General features: G+C 63.6%; 26 protein-coding genes. 11 read left to right on the forward strand and 15 right to left on the reverse strand.

The features are described from left to right. Positions 1-227: 227 nt before the first annotated feature. Both RB623_RS29470 and RB623_RS29475 read right to left on the reverse strand, forming a co-directional pair. Complete coding sequence (locus tag RB623_RS29470; protein WP_308060758.1) at positions 228-614, reverse strand: type II toxin-antitoxin system death-on-curing family toxin; 387 nt, start codon at positions 612-614, stop codon at positions 228-230. Further along, positions 611-832, reverse strand: a complete 222-nt coding sequence (locus tag RB623_RS29475; protein WP_308060759.1) for an AbrB/MazE/SpoVT family DNA-binding domain-containing protein — start codon at positions 830-832, stop codon at positions 611-613. The genes RB623_RS29470 and RB623_RS29475 overlap by 4 nt, the downstream gene beginning before the upstream one ends. A gap of 82 nt (positions 833-914) precedes the next feature. On the opposite strand from RB623_RS29475, the gene RB623_RS29480 reads away from it, so the two are divergent. The 3 genes from RB623_RS29480 (at position 915) to RB623_RS29490 (ending at position 3,371) form a co-directional block, all read left to right on the forward strand. Next, on the forward strand, positions 915-1,175 hold the full coding sequence (locus RB623_RS29480) for a hypothetical protein (protein ID WP_308060761.1): 261 nt from the start codon (positions 915-917) through the stop codon (positions 1,173-1,175). 5 nt (positions 1,176-1,180) lie between these two features. Next, positions 1,181-1,624 (forward strand): CBS domain-containing protein, encoded by a 444-nt coding sequence (locus RB623_RS29485; RefSeq protein ID WP_308060763.1) that lies wholly within the window; start codon positions 1,181-1,183, stop codon positions 1,622-1,624. A gap of 373 nt (positions 1,625-1,997) precedes the next feature. Then, positions 1,998-3,371, forward strand: a complete 1,374-nt coding sequence (locus RB623_RS29490) for a peptidase S41 (RefSeq protein ID WP_308060764.1) — start codon at positions 1,998-2,000, stop codon at positions 3,369-3,371. Between the two features lie 11 nt (positions 3,372-3,382). Here the strand turns inward: RB623_RS29490 and RB623_RS29495 are convergent, their stop codons facing one another. Genes RB623_RS29495 through RB623_RS29505 form a run of 3 tightly spaced genes read right to left on the reverse strand, consistent with a single transcriptional unit; the run spans position 3,383 to position 4,850 of the window. Continuing rightward, on the reverse strand, positions 3,383-4,027 hold the full coding sequence (locus RB623_RS29495) for a glutathione S-transferase family protein (protein ID WP_308060765.1): 645 nt from the start codon (positions 4,025-4,027) through the stop codon (positions 3,383-3,385). Beyond that, a complete protein-coding gene (locus tag RB623_RS29500; RefSeq protein WP_308060766.1) occupies positions 4,024-4,500 on the reverse strand; it encodes an SRPBCC domain-containing protein in 477 nt (158 codons plus the stop codon). Before RB623_RS29500 ends, RB623_RS29495 begins: the two co-directional genes overlap by 4 nt. Continuing rightward, complete coding sequence (locus RB623_RS29505) at positions 4,497-4,850, reverse strand: metalloregulator ArsR/SmtB family transcription factor (protein ID WP_308060768.1); 354 nt, start codon at positions 4,848-4,850, stop codon at positions 4,497-4,499. The genes RB623_RS29500 and RB623_RS29505 overlap by 4 nt, the downstream gene beginning before the upstream one ends. Positions 4,851-5,025: 175 nt before the next feature. On the opposite strand from RB623_RS29505, the gene RB623_RS29510 reads away from it, so the two are divergent. From RB623_RS29510 to RB623_RS29530, 5 genes are all read left to right on the forward strand, one after another. Beyond that, positions 5,026-5,349: a metalloregulator ArsR/SmtB family transcription factor gene (locus RB623_RS29510; protein WP_308060770.1), complete on the forward strand. Its 324-nt coding sequence runs from the start codon at positions 5,026-5,028 to the stop codon at positions 5,347-5,349. After that, on the forward strand, positions 5,346-5,756 hold the full coding sequence (locus RB623_RS29515) for an SRPBCC domain-containing protein (RefSeq protein ID WP_308060772.1): 411 nt from the start codon (positions 5,346-5,348) through the stop codon (positions 5,754-5,756). The genes RB623_RS29510 and RB623_RS29515 overlap by 4 nt, the downstream gene beginning before the upstream one ends. Before the next feature lie 66 nt (positions 5,757-5,822). Then, the gene (locus tag RB623_RS29520; RefSeq protein ID WP_308060773.1) at positions 5,823-6,218 is read left to right on the forward strand and encodes a VOC family protein; all 396 of its coding nucleotides are present in this window, start codon (positions 5,823-5,825) and stop codon (positions 6,216-6,218) included. A gap of 188 nt (positions 6,219-6,406) precedes the next feature. Next, on the forward strand, positions 6,407-6,772 hold the full coding sequence (locus RB623_RS29525; protein ID WP_308060774.1) for a DoxX family protein: 366 nt from the start codon (positions 6,407-6,409) through the stop codon (positions 6,770-6,772). 12 nt (positions 6,773-6,784) lie between these two features. Next, the gene (locus RB623_RS29530) at positions 6,785-7,321 is read left to right on the forward strand and encodes a DUF1801 domain-containing protein (protein ID WP_308060775.1); all 537 of its coding nucleotides are present in this window, start codon (positions 6,785-6,787) and stop codon (positions 7,319-7,321) included. Between the two features lie 110 nt (positions 7,322-7,431). Here RB623_RS29530 and RB623_RS29535 read toward each other — a convergent pair whose 3' ends face one another. The 4 genes from RB623_RS29535 to RB623_RS29550 all read right to left on the reverse strand — a co-directional run bounded on the left by RB623_RS29535 (position 7,432) and on the right by RB623_RS29550 (position 9,806). Then, the gene (locus RB623_RS29535; protein ID WP_308060776.1) at positions 7,432-7,764 is read right to left on the reverse strand and encodes a cupredoxin domain-containing protein; all 333 of its coding nucleotides are present in this window, start codon (positions 7,762-7,764) and stop codon (positions 7,432-7,434) included. After that, complete coding sequence (locus RB623_RS29540) at positions 7,761-8,285, reverse strand: DUF4142 domain-containing protein (protein ID WP_308060777.1); 525 nt, start codon at positions 8,283-8,285, stop codon at positions 7,761-7,763. Before RB623_RS29540 ends, RB623_RS29535 begins: the two co-directional genes overlap by 4 nt. Before the next feature lie 83 nt (positions 8,286-8,368). Then, entirely contained in the window at positions 8,369-9,058 is a 690-nt protein-coding gene (locus RB623_RS29545; RefSeq protein ID WP_308060793.1) for an RNA polymerase sigma factor, read from the reverse strand. Between the two features lie 211 nt (positions 9,059-9,269). Next, entirely contained in the window at positions 9,270-9,806 is a 537-nt protein-coding gene (locus RB623_RS29550; protein ID WP_308060778.1) for a DUF6151 family protein, read from the reverse strand. A gap of 98 nt (positions 9,807-9,904) precedes the next feature. Between RB623_RS29550 and RB623_RS29555 the strand changes: the two genes are divergently transcribed. Further along, complete coding sequence (locus tag RB623_RS29555; protein WP_308060779.1) at positions 9,905-10,549, forward strand: TetR/AcrR family transcriptional regulator; 645 nt, start codon at positions 9,905-9,907, stop codon at positions 10,547-10,549. A 112-nt stretch (positions 10,550-10,661) separates the two neighbouring features. Then, positions 10,662-11,120, forward strand: a complete 459-nt coding sequence (locus RB623_RS29560) for a DUF1801 domain-containing protein (protein ID WP_308060781.1) — start codon at positions 10,662-10,664, stop codon at positions 11,118-11,120. A gap of 253 nt (positions 11,121-11,373) precedes the next feature. Here the strand turns inward: RB623_RS29560 and scpA are convergent, their stop codons facing one another. Beyond that, positions 11,374-13,500 (reverse strand): methylmalonyl-CoA mutase, encoded by a 2,127-nt coding sequence (gene scpA, locus RB623_RS29565; protein WP_308060782.1) that lies wholly within the window; start codon positions 13,498-13,500, stop codon positions 11,374-11,376. Beyond that, positions 13,497-14,939: a methylmalonyl-CoA mutase family protein gene (locus RB623_RS29570; RefSeq protein ID WP_308060784.1), complete on the reverse strand. Its 1,443-nt coding sequence runs from the start codon at positions 14,937-14,939 to the stop codon at positions 13,497-13,499. Before RB623_RS29570 ends, scpA begins: the two co-directional genes overlap by 4 nt. A gap of 234 nt (positions 14,940-15,173) precedes the next feature. On the opposite strand from RB623_RS29570, the gene RB623_RS29575 reads away from it, so the two are divergent. Then, positions 15,174-16,724, forward strand: a complete 1,551-nt coding sequence (locus tag RB623_RS29575) for a DUF853 domain-containing protein (RefSeq protein WP_308060785.1) — start codon at positions 15,174-15,176, stop codon at positions 16,722-16,724. A 155-nt stretch (positions 16,725-16,879) separates the two neighbouring features. Here RB623_RS29575 and RB623_RS29580 read toward each other — a convergent pair whose 3' ends face one another. The 4 genes from RB623_RS29580 to RB623_RS29595 all read right to left on the reverse strand — a co-directional run bounded on the left by RB623_RS29580 (position 16,880) and on the right by RB623_RS29595 (position 21,421). After that, complete coding sequence (locus RB623_RS29580) at positions 16,880-17,614, reverse strand: L,D-transpeptidase (RefSeq protein ID WP_308060787.1); 735 nt, start codon at positions 17,612-17,614, stop codon at positions 16,880-16,882. A 520-nt stretch (positions 17,615-18,134) separates the two neighbouring features. Continuing rightward, positions 18,135-19,007, reverse strand: a complete 873-nt coding sequence (locus RB623_RS29585; protein WP_308060788.1) for a L,D-transpeptidase — start codon at positions 19,005-19,007, stop codon at positions 18,135-18,137. Between the two features lie 162 nt (positions 19,008-19,169). After that, complete coding sequence (locus tag RB623_RS29590) at positions 19,170-19,829, reverse strand: haloacid dehalogenase type II (RefSeq protein ID WP_308060790.1); 660 nt, start codon at positions 19,827-19,829, stop codon at positions 19,170-19,172. A 128-nt stretch (positions 19,830-19,957) separates the two neighbouring features. Then, entirely contained in the window at positions 19,958-21,421 is a 1,464-nt protein-coding gene (locus RB623_RS29595) for a DUF1963 domain-containing protein (RefSeq protein ID WP_308060791.1), read from the reverse strand. Between the last annotated feature and the right edge of the window lie 489 nt (positions 21,422-21,910).

Consider the following 21,910-nt stretch of genomic DNA (forward strand, 5'->3'; position numbering starts at 1 on the left):
CGACGCTGCGCTGATTGAAGGCTCCGCGCCTCCGCCGGTTGCTCAACCCGCGCCCTATGGCGTAACTGAAACGGTCGAGGCTCTAATCCCTGCTGGATGAAAGTTCAGGGGCAGGTCACTGCCCATGAGATGCGCGGACACGGCCGCGTCCAGAAATCGCGCTGAGTCGAAGATTTCCGGGATGGGATCGCGAAGGCATGCCCGCAGTGAATTGCTATTCATCAACGTCAAGAAGATCGTTTTGTGTGGTCCCGGAAGAAGGCAGCAGCGCCGTCCTCGTCGATCTCGCCGGCAGCTACACCCATGGTAAACTCGTAAAGCGTTCCGTCATTGACAGTCAGTTCGTAGCCGTTGAGCAGCAGGAAGGTCGCAGCCGCGACAATCGCGGTGCGCTTGTTACCATCCACGAAAGCATGGTTGCGGGCAATGCCGAAAACATAGGCCGCCGCAAGCTCATGGACAGTCGGGTCGCCATAGGCTGCCTTGTTCTCGGGGCGGGAAAGGGCGGATTCCAGCGCGTTCTCGTCGCGCAACCCCTGAGCACCTCCATGCCTGCGCAACTGCTCGGCGTGAAATGCTTCTACCGCCCTCCGCGACAGAAAAATCCAGCTCATTCGGCGAGCTTCTGAAGCGCGACCTTGTACCTATCCATGACCTTGCGGGCGGCCTCCATCTGCCGCTCGAAGGAATCGTCCACCGGCGTCAGCGTGAGCCCACCAGCGGCCTCTTTGACCTCAACGGCGTCGCCGGCCTGCAGGTTGAGTTTTGTGAGCAGCTCCTTCGGGAGGATGACGCCCTCGGAATTGCCGATCTTGCGGATGACAGTGTTCATGGGAAACTCCATGTTATAACGAACGTATAACATGGAAAACAGTGTGTTGCAACAGATGTGATAACAAGCCTGTGAACGCGCGTTGGCCTGCAGGGTTTCCGGCCACGTTAACCAGCAGCAAGGCTGGGCCATCGCCGACGGCGACGAGGCGGATGCCGCGCATGGGCTGTTCGGCACGGGCGTCGGCGACGAGGCGGGCGTCAACGGTACGATTGAAAAAGCCCGTCGTTCGGCCAAGGCGCTTCTTGAATGCGCGTTTCCAGCGCTTATGCTTTGTCGGATTGTCTGCGAGGATATCCGCAGGGGCAAACTGACCGATTTCCCCCGACGAGCTGGCTGGTGAATCGCATGGCGTATGTGAAACAACTTCTGGACAAGGCGCGTTCGCGCCTCGTCATGGTCCTTGACGAAGCCGGCGTGCTTGACGTCTCGCGCTTGTTGCGCGCCGGAACCGACATCGTAGTCGTTTGCGACACGTCTGGCGCCATGGCGGGTATCGTCACGAAAACCGATATGGTCGAATGGCTGGCGGGCGGGCAGAACATTCACAAGGATGCCCGCATTGGGTCGGTGATGAGGCCGAATGTCCTCGTGTGCGGACTTGATGACGAATTGCACGATGTATGGTCGCTGATGCGCGCCGAAGATGTGAAGAACCTTCCCGTACTCGACGAGGACAATCGCCCTGTGGGCGTTCTCAACGCGCGTGACGCGCTCGGCATCCTGCTCGCGGAGACCGAGAACGAGGAAGCGCTCCTTCGCGATTATGTGATGGGACAAGGCTATCGCTGACGGCTGTCTGATACCATTCCCGGAAACGTCGGCTTGGGCCGACGCCGAGTTTGCGCCGCTTATAGGAGGTGTCGGTCTCGCGCCGCCTTTCCCGCCTCCAGAACCCGCGACGGTCACCTGAAAGCCGAGGGTCGTCCAGGCGTCCTGACGGTCCCTGTTCATGCGTGCGGATCATGTGACCGGTTCGCTCCAGGGCAGCCGGCCCTCCAGCACCACCGTGACATCGTGCACGGCGAGCGCCTCGTCAAGGCGCCGGTTGGGGCCGTTGCCTTCTGATTATTCGTCTTATGTCGGAAAGAAACCCAGCCAATCGTCATGACTATATGTCTGGTGGCTATGGCTACTGGAATCCAACGTGCAGAGGAAACACGACATGTCCGGATGGCTGGCAATCCTGCGCACTGCCACAGTTGGCTTTACCCTGGCTGCCGTCAGCCCCGTCCATGCAGGTGACGTGCAACTGACGCCGGCCCAGATGCGAGAGGACCTGATCTTCTTGAAGGAGGAATGGGCTCCTCTCGACAAAAGTTTCAGCGATCTTCAGCGGAAAGAGTTCAATCAATATGTCGATGACACCGCCGCCGCGACCGAACATCTGACGCCGGAAGCGTTCGCGCTTGAAGTCATGAGAGCCGTGGCAATCGCGCGCAATGGACACACCAACGCCAATATCGGCCCGTTTCTGGGCGACGACCTTCCCGTGCGCGCATGGTCCTTTTCCGATGGGCTTCATATCGTCAAGACCCATCCGGATTTCGAGCGGCTGCTGGGCGCGCGCATCGACAGGATCGGCTCTTACACCACGCAGGAAGCGCTGGATCATGTGCGCCTGTATCTTTCCGGCACCGACCAGAGGGCTCGTTTTCTAGCTCCCGGCTATCTGGTTACGCCCGCCGTTCTCAAGCAGATCGGCGCCGTAGACGACGCGGCCCGTGTTCCGCTGACCGTGCGGTTTCCTGACGGCCGGACCGAGACGGTCGAGATTGCGCCCATAGGAGATGACGATCCCGGCGACGAGCGCAAGGCAAGCCTCAACAGAGGCTATTCCGTGCTCATTCCCGACGACGAAAACGTGCCTGGACGCTGGCGTCATCTGCTCGATGGCCGCAGGGGGCTGCCTCCCTTATATGGCAAACGCAGCGACGTGCAGTGGCAATTCCTCGGCGCCTCGGGGGAGGTGCTCTATATCCGCAACGACACGGCGAAGAGCCTCGACGAGACGCCGCTGTCGGACAAGCTCGGCGGCGTCGTCCTTGGAAAGATCCTGCCGGAGCGACCGAAGTTCATCGTTGTCGACCTCCGCCTCAACAATGGCGGCGATTTCTTCAACACGATCCTGTTCTCCCAGGCGCTGCCCCGGCTTGTGCCGCCCGACGGGCATGTTTTCGTGCTGGTAGGCAGGGCAACTTTCTCCGCGGGCATAACCACCGCCGCCATGCTCAAGGGATCGGGAGGCGACAAGGTCACCCTCGTCGGCGAACCGATGGGGGATGGCGGCCAGTTCTGGTCCGAGGGCAAATATGTCGAACTGCCGAACTCCAAAATCCCGGTTCGCTACAGCCCGCAATTCCATGATTATGAAAGAGGGTGTTTCGACACCGCCGACTGCTATTGGGCCACTGTCGCCTTTGGCCCGCGCGGCATTTCGATTGCGCCGGAAATTTCGGTCGACCTGAGTTTTCAGGCCTATGCAGAGGGGCGGGACCCAGCGTTGGAGACAGTGCTGGACCTCGCCGCCAGGCACTGACCTGCGGTTGCCTAGGCGGCCTTCCGAAAGCCCTCCATCTGCGCCGCCATGGCGCGCCGGAACGCCGGCCGGGCCTCGCAGCGTTCCTTGTAGGCCTTCAGCGCCGGATAGAAGTCCAGCAGATCGGTATGCCGCAGGATGCGGAGCACATCGGCCATCATCAGGTCGCCCACGGTGAAGCGGCCTTCGAGATAGTCCTTGGCTCCGAGCGCCTTCTCCAGCATCGCTAGCCGGTCGCGCACGAACGCCTCGGCCTGCGGCCGCCGCTGCTTCGCCCATTCCTCCTTCGCGTGGAACAGGTCGATGCCGGCAAGCTCCTGGATCGCGATCTCGACCGAGTTCAGCGCTGCGAACAGCCAGGCGATCGCCCGGGCGCGTCCGGTCGCTTCCGGCGGCAGCAGCGTCTCGTTGTTTTGCGCGATGTGGAGCGCGATCGCGCCGCTCTCGAACAGGACGAGCCCATCCTCCTCGATCGCCGGGACCTGGCCAAAGGGCTGGCGCGCCAGATGCTCGGGCGACCGCTGCTCCGGTCCCCGCGCCACCGTGCGCACCCGGTAGGGCAGGCCCGCCTCCTCCAGCGCCCAGCGGACGCGAAAAGCCCGCATCAGCGGCGCGGCGAAATCCGGAACCCAGTCATAGGTCGTCAGCGTGATCATGTGTGCAATCCTTCCCGTTCCGCCACGGCGATGTTCTCGACATAGATCTGCTGTTTGTTGAAGAGCGAGTTCCATCCGCCGATGTGGCTGTCGCGGATGGCGACGGTGGAGAACAGAGCCTGATGGAAGGTCTGGACGGTTTTTCCATCCTTCTCCGCCAGGGTCATGGTCGCCACGGTATCCAAATACTGCTCCGGGTCGTCGTCCCACCGAAAGGTGAAGACGATGCGCCTGTTGCGCTCAACCTCGCGGATCACGCCGCCGAATCTCGACAGCCCGTATTGTTTCGAGGTCATCGCGCCGCGCCACGGTCGGCCGGGCGTCAGTTCCCAGTCGAGTTCGATGGTCGTGAATTCCTCCGGTCCCCACCAGCGCAGCATGTGGTCGCGGTCTTCCCACAGCCGGAAGACCAGGGTGGCAGGCGCGTCGAACTCCCGTTCGATCAAGAGTTCGTCGTCGCGGATGTTTTTCACTGTTTCTTCCCTTCCGCCTGCTTTTTGGTGATCTCACTGAGATACGCATCCATCCGATCGAAGCTCTCTTCCCAGAATCGCCGGTATTTCTCGAGCCATCCGTCGACCTGCTGCAATGGCGCCGTTTCCAGCCTGCAGGGCCGCCACTGCGCCTCGCGTCCGCGCGAGATCAGGCCGGCGCCCTCCAGCACTTTGAGGTGCCGCGACACCGACGGCAGCGACATGGCGAAAGGCTCGGCGAGTTCGTTGACCGTCGCTGCGCCCTGGCTGAGCCGCGCCAGGATCGCGCGCCGGGTCGGATCGGCTAGCGCCGACAGGGTTTTGCTGAGGGAATCGTCTGTGTGTTGCATATTTAGCAATCGTGCTAATTAACTGATAGGCTAAATATGACGACGGGAAGCATCTGTCAAGGCATACCGTCAACGACCTCGGTCGAAGTCGCGGCTGACAACCGAGCGCTGGGTTGACGAACCCATATCCCGTTGGTTATACGTCGATCAATAGCCATTGGGTTATTGATCAAGAATGTCGAACCTCCAGGATGTGCTCTTCCGAACCCTCGCCGATCCGACCCGGCGGGCCATCTTCGAGCGGCTGTGCCGTGAAGGCGAGCAGACGGTGGGCGCGCTGACGGCGCGCGCCGGGGTGTCGCAGCCGGCGGTGTCGAAACATCTCGGGGTGCTGAAGCAGGCGGGACTGGTGCGCGACCGCCATCACGGTCGCCAAACCCACTACAGCGCGCAGCTCGGCGCGCTCGCCCCGCTGGTCGACTGGACAAGCGAGATGACCGGGTTTTGGGAGAACCGGTTCGACACGCTCGAAGACCTGCTGAACAGGATGGACCAATGAACGAAACATCGGCCGAAACGCGCTCCGTCGTCGTCGAGCGGCAGATCCCCCATCCGCCCGAAAAGATCTGGCGCGCGCTGACGCAATCGCACCTGATCGAGGAGTGGCTGATGAAAACCGACTTCAGGCCGGACGAGGGCAGCCGCTTCAATCTCAGCGCCGATTGGGGCGCCGTGGAAGGCAAGGTTCTGGCGGCCGATCCGCACAGGACGCTGTCCTACACATGGGACACAAAGGACCTCAGGAGCGTCATCACCTGGACGCTGACGCCGACGCCAACGGGCACGGTGCTGCGCATGGAGCAGTCGGGTTTCCGGCCGGACCAGCAGTCCTACTACCGCGGCGCGGTTGCCGGATGGCAGCGCTTCTTCGCCAATCTGGAGCAGGTTCTGGCGCGCATCGACTGAAGCCAGCGTCCGCAATTCGAAGCTCACTCCGCGCGTGACGCGAACATGGCAAACGGAGAATTTTCCATGAAGATCAGACTGACCAGCGTCCATGTCGACGACCAGGACAAGGCCCTGCGCTTCTACACCGACGTGCTGGGCTTCTTGAAGAAGGCCGATGTCCGCAACGGGCCGTATCGCTGGCTGACCGTGGCCTCGCCGGAAGAGCCGGACGGCGCCGAACTGCAACTGGCGCTCGCCGACGACCCCGCCGCACGGGCCTACCAGGAAGCCATGTTCCGACAGGGTAAGCCCGCAATCATGGTCCACAGCGATGACGTCAAGGCCGAGTACGAGCGCATCAAGACACTCGGCGGCGAATTCACCATGCCGCCGACCGAGGTGATGCGCGGGGTAACCATCGCCCAGTTCGGCGACACCTGCGGCAACCTCGTCCAGATCAACACGCTGGCGCGCGGGTAGGGCAGTTGGCCGGGCGACAAGCGGTGCCGCGTCACAAGGCCGCGAGCTGGTTTGGAGATGGGATGCACGTCCGAATACGGCCGGGGTGCCCAACTTCTACGGCATGGAGGTTCAACCGGCGAAGAGGGGCTTCAAGCCAGTCGCCGCTGCCATTTCGAGCCATTTCCCTGTTTGAATTGTGAGGTAAAGTGAACGTTCTCCTGTGGGTTCTGCAGATCCTTCTTGCCCTCCACACCGTGACGGGCGCGATCTGGAAGTTTTCCAATCCCGCGCAGACCGTGCCTTCCCTGAGCGCGATTCCCCACGGCGCCTGGCTGGCCATGAGCGTCCTTGAAGTGCTTTGCGCGCTCGGCCTGGTCCTGCCGCTGTTTGCCAGGTCCCTGGCCGGACTGGTCCCGGTCGCGGCGGGCTTGATCGCCGCGGAGATGCTGCTCTTCTGCGGGTTGCATATCTATTCCGGCGACCCGAATTTCGGCCCCATGCTCTATTGGCTTGTCGTGGCCGCCCTATGTGCGTTCATTGCCTACGGCAGGCTTGTGCTAAGACCCTTTTGACAATTGTTGGACATGACCGGCAAGAACGATCCCAGGGCGGGCGGGCGCCCGCCGCCAGCCACCGGCAAGAAAACGGCGGCGAAAAAGCCCAGGGCGGCCGGCAAGGGCGGGCGACCCGCGGCAACCGGGAGCAAGGCTCCGGCAGGCACGCAGCCGGTGCTGCTTTCGGGCGGCAACCCGCGGATCGCCAAGGGTTACGGCGACGCTCCGGTGCAGACCTATGTCGCGGCCATGCCGGGCTGGAAAAGCGACGTCGGGCGCCGCCTCGACGCCATCATCGAGCGCACCGTGCCCGGCGTACGCAAGGCGGTGAAGTGGAACTCACCCTTCTATGGCATTGAAGATGACCTCTGGTTCCTGAGCCTTCATGTGTTCGCGAAATACGTGAAGGTGACCTTCTTCCGTGGCACGTCATTGCGCCCAGTCCCGACCGGCGCGTCGAAACACCCGGCGGTGCGCTACTACGACATTTATGAAGACCAACTCGACGAAGCGCAGTTCGCCGACTGGGTGAAGCAGGCCAGCCTGTTGCCGGGCGAGAAAATGTGAGCGCGAGGTGCGGGCCGGCATGAACGGATGGCAGTGCCACCGCCTTGCGGCCCTTCGCGCCCAGCCGGGCAACGAAGGGCAGCACCGACGATAAGAAGGAGACCGCCGCCTTATGCGGGCGAGACGACGATGCGGCCCTTCATGTTGGGATGGAAGCGGCAGTAATACTCTACCGAATCCGATGCCTGGACGATCCTCGTGGCCTTCTTGCCCGGCGGGATCATGACCTCCCAGCCTCCCTTGACCGTGGCGGTGTGGACGAACGCGTCGTTGTTGGTCCATTCGATCGTCGCGCCAGGCTTGACGGTCACCTCGGCCGGAGAAAAGACCAGCTTGTCGATGCTTACGTGAACGGTGCCGTCGTGCGAGCGGGCGGCGCCCGTCACCAGGGCGAGCGCGCCCGACAGCAGGACCTGCCGCCTGGTCGGTGAAAAGCTGCTCATTTGAGGGCGGCCGCCACGTGTTCGGCATGCTGCTGGTGACCCTGGAACAGCTTCAGCCCTGTCTCCAGCAGTCCCTTCAGTTCGGCATTCTCGGCCGACGGGATGAGCACCGTCTCCAGCGCGCCGTTGACCTGCTTGTGATAGGCGACCTCGTTGTCGACATAGGCCTTGTCGAACGCTGCGCCGTCGAGCTTGGCAAGCTCGGCGCGTTTGGCGCTGGCCGCATCCGCCAGCGCCTTGCTGGTGTCGTTGTCCTCCGGGGTGACGTTCAGCTTCTTGGCGAGATCGAGCGCCTGCACGTTGACGGCCTCGTGGTCGCGCAGCATCTCCTGCGCGAATTCGGTGACGTCCTTGGTCTTCGATTTTTCGAGCGCGAGTTTTGCCGCCTCGATGTCGATGACGCCGGCCGTATAGGCGATGTGCGCGATCTGCGGATCGGTGGGCTTGTCGGCGGCCGACGAAAACGATGCCAGGGCAAGCAGGGACACGGCCGAGACCGCGGCTGTGAGATAGGGTTTCATGAAACCTCCTTTGCGCCGGCCACGCGACCGGCCCGTTGTTGGGTGCAAAGGTTGGATGCGGGGCGGCGTGAAAGGTTCCCGGCCTATTCGGGAAAGCCCAGCCTCGTCATGACCGCCGCGGTCAGGCGGTCGCAGCGGCGGCCGGCGAACGGAAAGGCGTCGAGCAGGACAGGGCCGATGCGGGCGTCCAACGCCTTGCGGATCAGCGCCCGAGCCCGATGCAGCCGCGTCTTGACGGTCGCTTCGCGCAAGCCAAGCAGATCGGCAGTCTCTTCGAGGCTGAGCCCCTCAATCACCCGCGCGACGAAAACGACGCGGTATAGTTCGGGCAAATCGTCGGTGGCGCGTTCGACAAGCTGGAGTATTTCGCGCTGCGCCATCGTGCGCTCCGGATCGTCCGCCGATGCATTGAGGGGGAAGGGGATGATCTTTCCTTCGACGGACAACTCATTCGCCATCGACGCGGCGCGCCGCCGCTTGCGAAGGCGTCCGAGGGCTTCGTTGATGGCTATGCGTGACAGCCAGGTCGACAGGCTGGCCTGGCCGCGAAAACCGTCAAGATGGGTAAAAGCCTGCAAATAGGCCTCTTGTACGACTTCTTCCGCTTCGGCGTCGTTGCAGACTATGCCTCGGGCCAAGCGGTAGAGGCGCTGGTTGTTCAGCTTCATGATCGTCCGGAACGCGTTGGCGTCGCGGCACCGTGCGCGGGAAACCAGATCGGCCTCGCCCACAAAATCGGCATCGATGGCTGCGGGTTCGGGGACGGTGGGCATGGGCTGCTCCATGGCTATCCACCTTAGATGTAAAACGCGCGCCGGGGTTCCCGAAAAATCGGCGCTTTTTCGAACTGACTGCGAGCAGAGCGGCCATTGGGACATGGCTGAGACGAGATGGACGATACGAAGATGTTCGAGCGTTCTCGCCCGTAATCCTTGTTCGGTCATCCAATACGGGGATGCGATTATTTCGGTCCAGGAATCGCCTTCAGACGTTCAACTCTCCATTCACGACAATTTTCGGGCTCCGGAAACCCATCTTGACCCATGCGGCAAATAACCGGCCATAGAACGACAGGGATTGCTGCTTCAGGTTCGGGACATCGTCGGGAAGGTTTGCCGGCTGTTCAAGATCGCCCGCCATCGTCCGCATTTCGAGCGGCGGGCGGTCGCCCTCCGCCCAGAGGTGCCCATAGACGCTGAGCCAGTGGCCTCCCTTCATCTCCATGAAGACAGGCGTGTTGCAGCAAGCCGCGACGACGCGCCGGGTGCCCGCGTTTGCCGACAATCGATATTCTTTCAATTGTTCTGCGCCGGACAGGATACGCACCCGGTCCTTCCGATGCAGCACGAATGGGGTGGCCCCCTTTTCATCCACGATAATCGGGGCGCCCGGCAATGAATTCAGGACGGCGCCCGCCTTCCTGCAACTGCTGCAAAGGCATTCGACGCTCGCGATATGAGAGCCTTCAACCTGCATGGTGAACCGCCCGCATTTGCAGGTCAGCGAGCTTTGCCTTGTCACCGGATGCTCCTCCCGTTTCCGTTAATTAGACTGTACCGTCCAGTTTGATTTGTCAAGCTTGAGTGCTATGGTTCTTCGAAACGTCGAGAGGCCGAAGAATGTCCAATGGCGCTGCCACCCGCATCGACCGCAGCCGCAAGAAGATTATTGGCGCGGCCGAGCAGGTATTTCTTCAGCACGGATTTCTTGGCACCAACATGGATGCGGTGGCTGAAAAGGCGGGCGTCTCCAAGCAGACGGTCTACGCACACTTCAAGTCCAAGGAGGCCCTATTCGTGGAGGTCGTGCGGGCCATGACCGGCGTTGCCGCGCATGAAATCGGCGAGGACGTCGACGAGGTTCTGGATGATCGGCCCGTGCGGGATTATCTGTTGGAAGTGGCAATCGACCAACTGAGAATTGTGCTGACGCCGCGGCTGATGCAGCTTCGGCGCATGGTCATTGGAGAAGTCGAGCGATTTCCCGATCTCGGACGGTCGCTATACGAGAACGGTCCAATGAGATCGATAAGGAGGCTCACGCGAGCCCTGGAGCACTATTCATCGATCGGTCAGATCAAAACCCCCGATCCGTCCGTTGCCGCCACGCAGTTCAACTGGCTGGTGATGGGCGCACCGACAAACGCCGCCATGTTTTTGGGCGATGGTGGAATACCTCCAAAGGCGCAGCTTCGCGCCCACGCTCGCGAATGCGTACGGATATTCTTGTGCGGATACGCGGCGGAAGGCGCGGCCGGAAGCTGACGTCCGGCAAACGGCGGTTCCTCGGCATCGCGTCTGTCCCCGGGGCATTGAAGATCGCTTGTTGCAAATCCGCCGACAGGCGATACCGGACGACGGGCGAGCGGCATCAAACATGAGGGAAGAGACGAAGGCCATGGAAAAAAGCGGCCCGGATGAAGCCGAGGTGGGAGCTTCTCCCTCCCGACTGATCGACGCGCGGATCAGGGAACTGGGCGATTGGCGGGGCGAAACGCTCGCCCGGGTCCGAAAGCTCATCAGGGAGGCCGACCCCGACGTGGTCGAGGAGGTGAAGTGGCGGAAGCCGTCGAACCCGCTTGGCGTTCCCGTCTGGGAGCACGGCGGCATCCTCTGCACCGGTGAGACCTACAAGGCCGCCGTGAAGCTGACCTTCGCCAAGGGCGCGGCGCTTGAGGATCCGTCGAGCCTGTTCAACTCCAGCCTCGACGGCAACACCCGCCGGGCCATCGATATCCACGAGGGCGACAAGATCGACGAGGAGGCGTTGAAGGCGCTGATCCGCGCCGCCGTGGCGCTGAACGCCGCCGACTCCCGGAAGAGGAAGAGGGCCTGACGGCCGCTGACCTAGAGGCGGCGCGACTTGGTGAGGCGTGCCGTTGGCGGCGGAGCCCCTTGCTTCATCGGGCGGAGCCCCTTGCTTCATCGGTACGCCAGCCGTCGGACGCTTCTTGCCCGGCGGCATCGCCGAAAAAGGGCTTGCCGAGCCTGTTCATTTGCATTATGTAACGTATTTGTTCATGATATGTTCATGACGACTTTTCCCGGACATGGCGGGAAGGATTCAGGAGGAGGGCGGGTTGTCCTGGCTATCGTGGATCCTTCAAGCCGTCCAGCAGCCTTTCCGCCGCTTCGGGAATCACCGTGCCGGGCGGGAAGATCTCGGTCGCGCCGGCGGCGCGGACAGCGGCAAAATCTTGCGGCGGGATGACGCCGCCGGCGACGATCACGATGTCGTCGCGGCCGAGTTTTTTCAGTGCCGCCTTGAGTTCGGGGATCAGGGTGAGGTGTCCGGCGGCGAGCGAGGAGGCGCCGACGATGTGCACGTCGTGCGCGGCCGCGAGTTTCGCGATCTCGTCCGGCGTCTGGAACATCGAGCCGACGGTGACGTCGAAGCCGAGATCGGCGAAAGCGGTGGCGATGACCTTCTGGCCGCGGTCGTGCCCGTCTTGGCCCATCTTGGCGACGAGGATGCGCGGCTTTGCGCCGGTGGCCTTTTCGAAGGCCAGAACTTTTTCCTGGACGCGGTCGACGCCGGCATTCTCGCCGATCGCCTTGCGATAGACGCCGGAGATGGTCTGTACCTCGGCGACGTGGCGGCCGAAGGCTTTTTCCAGGGCCAGCGAGATCTCCCCGACGGTCGCCTTGGCGCGCGCAGCGCGGATGGCGAGATCGAGCAGATTGCCGTTGCCGCGGGCGGCGGCTGTCAGTTGGTCGAGCGCCGTCTCCACTGCAGCCACGTCGCGCGTGCCCTTGAGCTGCTGCAGCTTGGACAATTGCCGGGCCCGCACCCCGGCATTGTCGATCTTCAGCACGTTGACCTCGATGTCCTTCTCGGGGCGGAAAGCGTTGACGCCGACAAGAAGCTGCTCGCCGGAATCGATGCGCGCCTGGGTACGGGCGGCCGCCTCCTCGATGCGCAGTTTCGGAATGCCCTTTTCCACCGCGGCCGCCATGCCGCCGAGGGATTCGACCTCGGCGATGTGGCCGAGCGCCTTGTTGGCGAGGTCATGCGTCAACCGTTCGATGAAAGCCGAGCCGCCCCACGGGTCGATGAAGCGAGTGGTGCCGGATTCCTTCTGCAGGATGAGCTGGGTGTTGCGGGCGATGCGGGCCGAATGATCGGTCGGAAGCGCCAGCGCCTCGTCGAAGGAATTGGTGTGCAGCGACTGGGTGTGGCCCTGCGTGGCCGCCATCGCCTCGATCATGGTGCGCATGATGTTGTTGTAGGGGTCCTGCGCGGTCAGCGACCAGCCGGAGGTCTGGCAGTGGGTCCTGAGCGACAGCGAGCGCTGGTCTTTTGGTGCAAAATTCTTCTGCATCAGCGCCGCCCAGATCAAACGGGCGGCCCGCATCTTGGCGACTTCCATGAAGAAATTCATGCCGATCGCCCAGAAGAAGGAGAGACGCGGCGCGAACTTGTCGATGTCGAGGCCGGCGGCGACGCCGGCGCGCGCATATTCGATGCCATCGGCGATGGTGTAGGCGAGTTCGAGGTCGGCGGTCGCCCCGGCCTCCTGCATGTGGTAGCCGGAGATCGAGATCGAGTTGAACTTCGGCATGTTGGCCGAGGTGTAGGAAAAAATGTCCGACACGATCCGCATCGAGGGTTTCGGCGGATAGATGTATGTGTTGCGGACCATGAACTCCTTGAGGATGTCGTTCTGGATGGTGCCGGCCAGATCCTTCTGGGCGACGCCCTGTTCCTCCGCCGCAACGATGTAGAGCGCCATGATCGGCAGCACCGCGCCGTTCATGGTCATCGACACGGTCATCTCGTCGAGGGGGATTCCGTCGAACAACTGGCGCATGTCGAGGATCGAATCGATTGCGACACCCGCCATGCCGACGTCGCCGGCGACGCGAGGATGGTCGCTGTCGTAGCCGCGATGGGTGGCGAGGTCGAAGGCGACCGACAGGCCCTTCTGGCCACCCGCCAGGTTGCGGCGATAAAAGGCGTTGGACTCTTCGGCCGTCGAGAAGCCGGCATACTGGCGGATCGTCCAGGGCTGCTGGACATACATGGTCGGGTAGGGCCCTCGGATGAACGGCGCGCTGCCGGGGAAAGTGTCGAGCCACGGCAGTTTGGCCACGTCGCTCTCGCCGTAGGAGCGTTTCACCGTCAGCCCCTCCGGCGTCTGCCACTGGCTGCGGTCGCGGATGGGCGCGGAGGCTCCGGGCCGGCGCCAGTCGATTCTGGTGAAGTCTGGAATCATGTGTTGGCTGTCAGGAGTTCATCGAGGCGGGCCGATTCGAGCCGGGGGCAGAAGACCGTTCCGTCGGAGGGCAAAGGGCGACGCGAGGCAGGCAGCGTCTCGACCGGCAGTTCCGATTTGGCGGCGAACAGCGTCGTTCCGATGATGGCGCGCTTGCCGGACCGGTATTCGGCGGCGCGGCGGTCGCGGGCCTGGACGACGCGCTCCTGGAGGTGGCCGGCGGCGAGGCTTCGCAGCAGCCCGCCCTCCTTCTCGATGCACTGGAACTCCGACCAGGCGGCTTCGCAGAGCGCGTCTGTGAGGGCCTCGATGCTGCCGGATCCGGTCGCCGGGTCGATGACGAAGTCGATATGGCTTTCGGCGGCGAGCACGAGCTGCGTATTGCGGGCGACGCGCCTGGCGAAGGCGCCGGGCAGGCCATGGGTGATGGTGTGCGGCAGGACGGAGACGGAATCGGCGCCGCCGGCGCCGGCTGCGAAGGCGGCCAGCGTGGCGCGCAGGATGTTGGTTTCCGTATCGCGCGCGGTCGCCATGCGATAGGAGGTCTCGGCGTGGATCATGGCGCGCGACGGCTTGATGGAGGTGGCTTCCAGCGCCCTCTGCCAGAGCAGCCGCAACGCGCGGATCTTTGCGATCGACACGAACTGATCCTGGTCGACGCAGAGCGCAAAGCCGATATAGGGGGCGGCATAGAACAGCGCCTGGCGCGCCTCCTCGAATAGCCTGAGGTGCGAGACGGCGCCGGCGAGCATGGCGCCGAGTTCCTGCGCCTCCGTCGCGCCGGCATTGTGGAAGACGCGGCCGTCTGCCTCCAGCAGGATGCCCGGCACGCCTATGGCGAAGAAATGCGCGAGCGACTGAGGCATCGATGCCTGCAGCGCCTCGATCGACATGCGCAGACGTCCGGTGCCGGCAAACGTTGCGGCGCTGTCGATGCCGAAGGAGATTCCGAGTTTTGTCGGGTCGGCGCGCCGCTTGGTGAGAAAGGCCACCAGCCGGTCGGCCATCGCGCGGCTGGACGGGTGGGCATCGATACGCACATGCACCTTGTCGAGGGGGATGCCGTCGAGCACCCGCTCCAGCGTGTCGGGCTGGTCGGGCAGGCCGTAACCGAAGGCGTTGGGCGCGCCCTCGAAGACAAGCGCCAGGCCGGCGGCGCCGCCGGCAACGTCCTCCAGCGCCTGGCGGTTGGCGCGGGCCGGATCGGTGTCGTCGCAGCGCTGCACGACGATCCAGGGCAGGGCCGCCTTGCGGCGGGCAAGCGGGACGGCGCCGATGCGGCGCGACGCCAGCGGCTCGATCGCCAGCCCGTCGTCGGTGCGCCCGACCATGACGTCGTCGAAGGGTGCACCGGCAAGCGCTTTTTCCACCAGCGCCAGCCAGTGCGAACGGTCGGCCGCCGGAAATGCGGTTTCGCTGATCAGGTCGTCGACGTTCATTTTCGTCACTCCTACGCTCAGCATGCGCCGGACCGATGCGCCGCGGTTCTCATACGCCGCGGCCTGGCCAAGGGGCATGGCTTCCGATTGCCAAACGAAAACCCTAAGTGCAAGCCCGCGCCTGCATTTTCGCCCGTGCGCCATTGTAGCACAGCAAGCTGGCCACTATACCATTGCACTGCAACCGAACGATGTTTTGGGTGCAGGTCCGACGTATCCGGGAGCGCATATTTCATGGCCGACACCACCAGCATCTTCCTCGGCGCCAGCCGCAAGCCGGACGACAGCTACCAGCGGCCGGAAGAACTGCTGCTGAAATACGGCAACCGCCACGGATTGGTGACCGGCGCGACCGGCACCGGCAAGACGGTGTCGCTGCAGGTGATGGCGGAGGGGTTCTCCAACGCCGGCGTTCCGGTGTTCTGCGCCGACATCAAGGGCGACCTGTCTGGGATCGCCATGATGGGCGAGCCCAAGGATTTTCTGGTCAAGCGCGCGGAAGTCGTGAAGCTCGACCCGTATGAGTTCCAGGAATTCCCGGTGATCTTCTGGGACCTGTTCGGCGAGCAGGGGCATCCGATCCGCGCGACCGTGTCGGAGATGGGGCCGCTGCTGTTGTCGCGGCTGATGAACCTGACGGAGGCGCAGGAAGGCATCATCAACATCGCATTCCGGATCGCCGACGAGGAAGGGCTGCTGCTGCTGGACCTGAAGGATCTGCAGGCGCTGCTTTCCAACATCGCCGAGCGGGCGGACGAGATTTCCGGACGGTATGGCAACGTGACCAAACCGTCGGTCGGCGCGATCCAGCGCTCGCTGCTTATTCTGGAGCAGCAGGGCGCGAAGAATTTCTTCGGCGAACCGGCGCTGCGTATTGCCGACATCATGCGCACGACCCGCGATGGGCGCGGCGCCATCAACGTGCTTGCCGCCGACAAGCTGATGATGAACCCGCGGCTCTACGCGACTTTCCTGCTGTGGCTGATGTCGGAACTGTTCGAGCAACTCCCTGAGGTCGGCGACCCGGAAAAGCCGAAGTTGGTGTTCTTTTTCGACGAGGCGCATCTTCTGTTCGACGCGGCGCCGAAGATTCTCGTCGACCGGGTTGAGCAGGTGGTCAGGCTGATCCGCTCCAAGGGCGTCGGCGTCTATTTCATCACCCAGAACCCGCTTGACGTGCCGGAGACCGTGCTGGCGCAACTAGGCAACCGTGTGCAGCACGCGCTGCGCGCCTATACGCCGCGCGAGCAGAAGGCGGTACGCACCGCCGCTGACACGTTCCGGCCGAACCCGGATTTCGACTGCGCCAGCGTGATCACCAAGCTCGGCACCGGCGAGGCGCTGGTCTCGACGCTGGAGGAGAAGGGTGTGCCGTCGATGGTGCAGCGCACGCTGATGCGGCCGCCGGCTTCGCGGCTCGGCCCGATCACGCCGGAGGAACGCGGGAAGCTGATCCTCGAAAGTCCGGTCGCCGGCCAGTACGACCAGACGGTCGACCGCGAATCCGCCTTCGAGATGCTGCAGAAGAAGGCCACGCAGGCACAGCAGGAGGAAGCGGAGGCTCAAGCCGGCGGGCAGGGCGGCGGGGGCTGGACGCTACCGGATTTCGGCGGCGGCGACAGTTCCGGGCCGGCGCCTCGCCAGCGGCGGGCGCCGGGGCCGCGCCCGTCGAACCGTCAGACGGTGGCGGAGGCGGCGATAAAGTCGGTCGTGCGTTCGGTCGGGTCGTCGCTGGGACGTGCGCTGGTGCGCGGAATCCTGGGCAGCCTGTCGCGCGGGAAGTAGGGCTGGCCAGAGATTCCCTCCTGGCTGTATTCACCCGACCTCACGACGTTTTCCACTCCTGTGCGAGGTTTCGGCCACCGGAGTGCAAATGGCAGATAAGTCAATCATTCCAACAGTTCGGACAAGAATCCTTCCAAACTGTTGGAAGGTTGCGCTCAACTCACCGCAATGCCGCTGGTCACCAGGATCGGGGTCTTGCCTGGAACGCGGTCGTAAAGGTCGATGATGTCCTGGTTCATCATGCGCACGCAGCCGGACGACACGGACTTGCCGATCGTCCACCATTCCGGTGAGCCGTGGACGCGGTAGAGCGTGTCCTCGCCGTCCTGGAAGATGTAGAGGGCGCGTGCGCCGAGCGGGTTGGTCAGACCGGGATCCATCCCGCCATTGGCGGCGCTGTAGCGTTCGAGTTCGGGCTGGCGGCCGATCATGGCGTCGGGCGGCGTCCAGCGCGGCCATTTGCGCTTCCACTGGATGACGGCGCGGCCGGCCCAATCGAAGCCGGCGCGTCCCAGACCGACCCCGTAGCGCAGAGCCTTGCCGTTTTCCTGCACGAGATAGAGGTAGTGGGCAGACGTATCGACGACCACGGTGCCCGGCCGCTCGCCGGTCGGATCGTCGACAAGCCGCCGCAGATACTTCTTGTCGACTTTCTTCAGCGGGATTGCTGGAATCTCGTATCCCTCGTCGACGACCGAAGCGTACATCGCCTCGTAGCCGGTCACTTCCAGCGGTGGCTCGGGTTTTGTCGGCTCGGCCGGCGCCACATAGGCCATCTCGCGGGGCACGGTCGTGCAGGCGGACAGGGCGAGCGAGGCGGCGGCCGCTCCGGCCGCACCGAGCAGGCGGCGGCGCGAGACGACGGGCGAGGGCGGAAGGTCGGTCGGCATATTCTTGTTCTTTCGATTGCAGTCAGGAGTGGCATCCCGGGCGCACCGGGAACACGCTGGCATCCGGCCAGCGTTCGGCTCGGGATAAATCGGTCCGAACCGGGCGCAAACGCGGACGAACGGTGGCGAAGATGTGGTGGGCGGATCGGTGTGGTTCTGGCGCAACAGAGAGGGTGTCGCGCCCTGTCTGCTCCATTCGGCCGGCGGCGGCCGGGACAAGGTCGAGGTTTCGTCGCCGCCCTGGCTGGCGGCCTGGACAAGTCGAAACCTGGTGGATCCGAACGACGCCCAAACGTGCCCGGCCCTTCGGGCCGGCGACGTTCGGTCGCGGCGTCGTCTGGCCGCTCGGCCGATGGAATCCCAAGGCAGCCGCAGGCCGACGAGAGCGGTAGTGGACGCCGCCTTGAAATGCATCCGTCGCCTTGAACAAAGCCGGATTCGCCGGGTCACATTTCGGTGTAGCGGCCGTGAACGGCGCCGAAAGCAGGGTATCCGCACCCGCCGGACCGGCGGGCGGGCATCAGCCGGAGACGAGGCCGCCGATTTCTACGCCGGCCGGTATGAGACCGCCCGGCGAGGCGCCGGCCGGCGCGATGCCGCCCGTGCCTAACGCCGTTGGGCCCGGCTCGGCATTGGCCGGGCCGGTGCCGAGGCCGCCGGCAACGACGATGTTGGTGCCTTCGGGGACGCGGCCGAAGAGATCGATGATGTCCTGGTTGATCAGCCGCACGCAGCCGGACGACACCGATTTGCCGATCGACCACCATTCCGGAGAGCCGTGCAGGCGGTAGAGCGTGTCCTCGCCGTTCTGGAAGATGTAGAGGGCGCGCGCGCCGAGCGGATTGTCGGGGCCGGGCGGCATGCCGCCTTCCCATTCGTTCTTCTTGCCGATCTGCCGAGCGCGATATTGTTCAAGCTCCGGCTGGCGGGCGATCATCTCGTCCGGCGGGAACCAGCGCGGCCACATCTGCTTCGACTGGATGACGCCGCGGCCGGCCCATTCGAAGCCGGCGCGACCGAGCCCGACGCCATAGCGGATCGCCTGCCCGCCCTCGCGCACGAGATAGAGGAAGTGCGAGGAAGTATCGATGACGATGGTGCCGGGCACCTCGCCGGTCGGATCCGGTACGACCTGGCGAAGGAACTGCTGGTCGATCTTGTCGGTGGGCACGCCTGGAACCTCGAAGCCGCCATCGCTGACAGGGGCGTACATGCTGGCATAGCTGCCGAATTCCGGAATGTCGGCCAGCGGCGGCGCCTGCGGCTCCACATAGGCGGGGCTGCGCGGCGCGGTGGCGCAGGCCGAGACCGCGATCGAGGCGGCGCCGGTTGCGGCCGCGCCGAGGAAGTGGCGGCGCGTCATTGCCGGGGCGGATATGTCGTCAGAAACCATCTTTTCCCTTCGCATTGGCGGCCGGGCCCGACTCACGCAATCGTTCAACAATGAACCGCGGAGACAGGGGTTCCGATTTCCGGCGTCGATGCAACGGCAGCGTGGCGAAGATGTGATCACCAAGGCGTGTTTTGGCCGCGCAACAGTTGTCGCCGCATCCGCTCAGCCGGCGAGCAGGCCCTCCAGCGAGGGTAGGATCAACCTGGGCGGGAAATCCGCGTATTCGTCCGGCTGGCCGTGGCGGTTGATCCAGACCGTGCGGAAGCCGAACTTGACGGCGCCCGCAATATCCCAGCGGTTGGAGGACTGGAACGACACGGCGTCCGGATACAGCCGCCAGCCGGTGGCGACGAGGTCGTAGACCTGCGGGTCGGTCTTGAAGCGGCAGACCTGATCGACGGAAAAGATCTCGTCGATGACGTTTTCCAGCGCCGCGGATTTCACCGCCGCCGCCAGCATGGCAGGAGAGCCGTTGGAGAGCACCGCAAGCCGCGCGCCGGACGCCTTCAGCGCCTTCAGCACATGCGGGACTTCCGGGTAGCAATCGAGCGTCCAATAGGCGGCGAGCAGATCCGCCCGCAGTTTCGGATCGTCGACCTTCACCTGGGCGAGCGCGAAATCCAGCGATTGTTCGGTCAGCGCCCAAAAATCCTGATACGCGCCCATCAGGGTACGCACCCAGGAGTATTCGAGCTGCTTTGCCCGCCAGATTTCCGACAGGCGCTGGGCGTCAGGGCCGATGCGGCCGGCCTGTTTGCGCACGGCCGCATGCACGTCGAACAATGTGCCGTAGGCATCGAAGACGTAGGCGGCGTGCAGCATATGCTTTTCGTCCGTCAAGGAGGCACGGAATGCAAGGAAATTGTTGGTCCGGTTCGGTTTTCGGCCCTGGCCGCTCGATAATTGAAGCGATCTCCGCGCCAGTCGACGCCGATGGCTACCGCCCCAAGTCAATGACATTCGAACAAGCAGTCGAGCTTGCTGAAATCACCGGCGGCGAGCCGGTCCGTGTCGATGAAGACGTAGTAGGCACCGACGTCACCCCACATCCAATTCATGGCCGAGTCGGTGGCGATCTGGAACAGCAGCACTGAACCGGTAGGTCTTTCCGTTGCGTCGGACTGGATTCCGTCATACGTGCCGCCCATGCGGTGCGGCCGGTTGTTGTAGAGCGAACGCCAGTGTGGCTCCATACATCGTACGAGTTCAGTGGGTACGAGATTTCGGAGCTCTGGGGAAACGTAGTAATCGGCGGCAAGTTCGACCTGAGCGGCGCGAAGCCCATCGTCGGCATAATCCAGCAGCGACCGGTCGATCAGTTCCGGCAGCAAGGTCGCCCTGTCGGCTCGACGCAAAATCCAATAGGGCTGGCGGTCGTTCTCCAGAATCTTCTGTAGCACTTCCCAGTCGCCGATCGGCACCGCTGCGTCGAGGTCATGTGCCAGTATTTGCTCGCGCAACGTCTCGACGCGTTGCAGCGCGGCTTCCCGCCAGCCCGCGAAGTCCTGATGCGACTGCTCGATGCGGGTGAGCACAGTCATGCCGTCGGCTGAGTCGACGATCAACTGGCGGGCGCTTCGCAGACGTTCCATCGTCTTCAAGCCTCTGGCCTCGGCAGCCTCGAGTGCCCGCCGGTCGCGGTCGTCGGAAGGAACATAGGGCGGGTTGTGGATCACCGAAGCTTTCATCCATCCCGCCAACTCCTTGTTTATTGCGGCTGCCGCCTCCGTCGCCCAACCCGGGGTGACGAGCTTTTCGTGTGCCCCGTCCAACTTCAGACGGTGCTCTTTGGACAGCACCCTTGCGACGCTGTCGACAACATACAGTAAGCCCCGCCAGGTAAAGGGGACCATTGTCGGCGGGTCGACGCGCCCCTCGCGCACCGGCGCGCCATCATACAGGATGGACGCGAAGTTTTCGGGAATGATGGTTGGATGCCGCTTGCCTTCGATCGCGCGGTTCGGGATCACAACAAGGTTGACCGGCCAGCGCCGCCAGCTTACCGGAATGTCGTCCTGCGAACGGACAAAACAGTAGTCCGGGCCGGAATACATCTCGTCGTGAACCGGGAAGATGCCAGGTGGTGGCTTACGCTCGGGACCGAGTTCGGAAATATGCAACACGCGGACAGCCTGACTGTCCTCCTCCACGGTCCAGTCCTGGGCATTGAAGAAAAGCAGCAGCCAGCCGGAGCGCGGGCCGAGCCCTCCCCAAAGCTCTGCCGGCAGGTCGGCGCAGGCGATCTGCGCCACGAAATGCAGCGGGGTCATTCCCCGCTCGGGATAGTCGATCGTCGGACCTACCGGCCAATCAACATTTGCCGGCATCATCGGCAGTCCGCCGATCCAGGAACGGACCGGCTCGTCGCGCACCGGCACCTGCCGGCGCAGTACGACCGAAATGCTCTCGATCACGGGCTTCCGCCTGGACGGCTCCGAAAGACCACCGACGGCGCGGATGGCCGGATATAGACGCCCTGAGCCAACGATCACCGGCGTTTCTCCGGGACCGCGTCCGCCGCTGGGGCGGACCTGCGGCTTTAGACCTCGGATCTCAGAAAAATAGGGGTCGGGCCCCGAACTGGTTTGGTTCGATCGCGTTCCGCGGCTGTCGCGATGATCGGCCAGACGTTTCTTCAGGGGCGCCGATATAAACATTAGTGCCTGTAATATCCATCGCATCTTGCATGCTCCAAATGCAGCGAGACCATAGCAAAAGCTACTTAAGACATTCGGTCCGGCGTATTGGCCTCCTCGCGCCACCGCCGATGTTGGCCAGCCTTGCGGTGACCTGCCCCTGAACTTTCATCCAGCAGGGATTAGAGCCTCGACCGTTTCAGTTACGCCATAGGGCGCGGGTTGAGCAACCGGCGGAGGCGCGGAGCCTTCAATCAGCGCAGCGTC

The organism is Mesorhizobium sp. LHD-90 (assembly GCF_030929505.1).
Classification (GTDB): Bacteria; Pseudomonadota; Alphaproteobacteria; order Rhizobiales; family Rhizobiaceae; genus Kumtagia.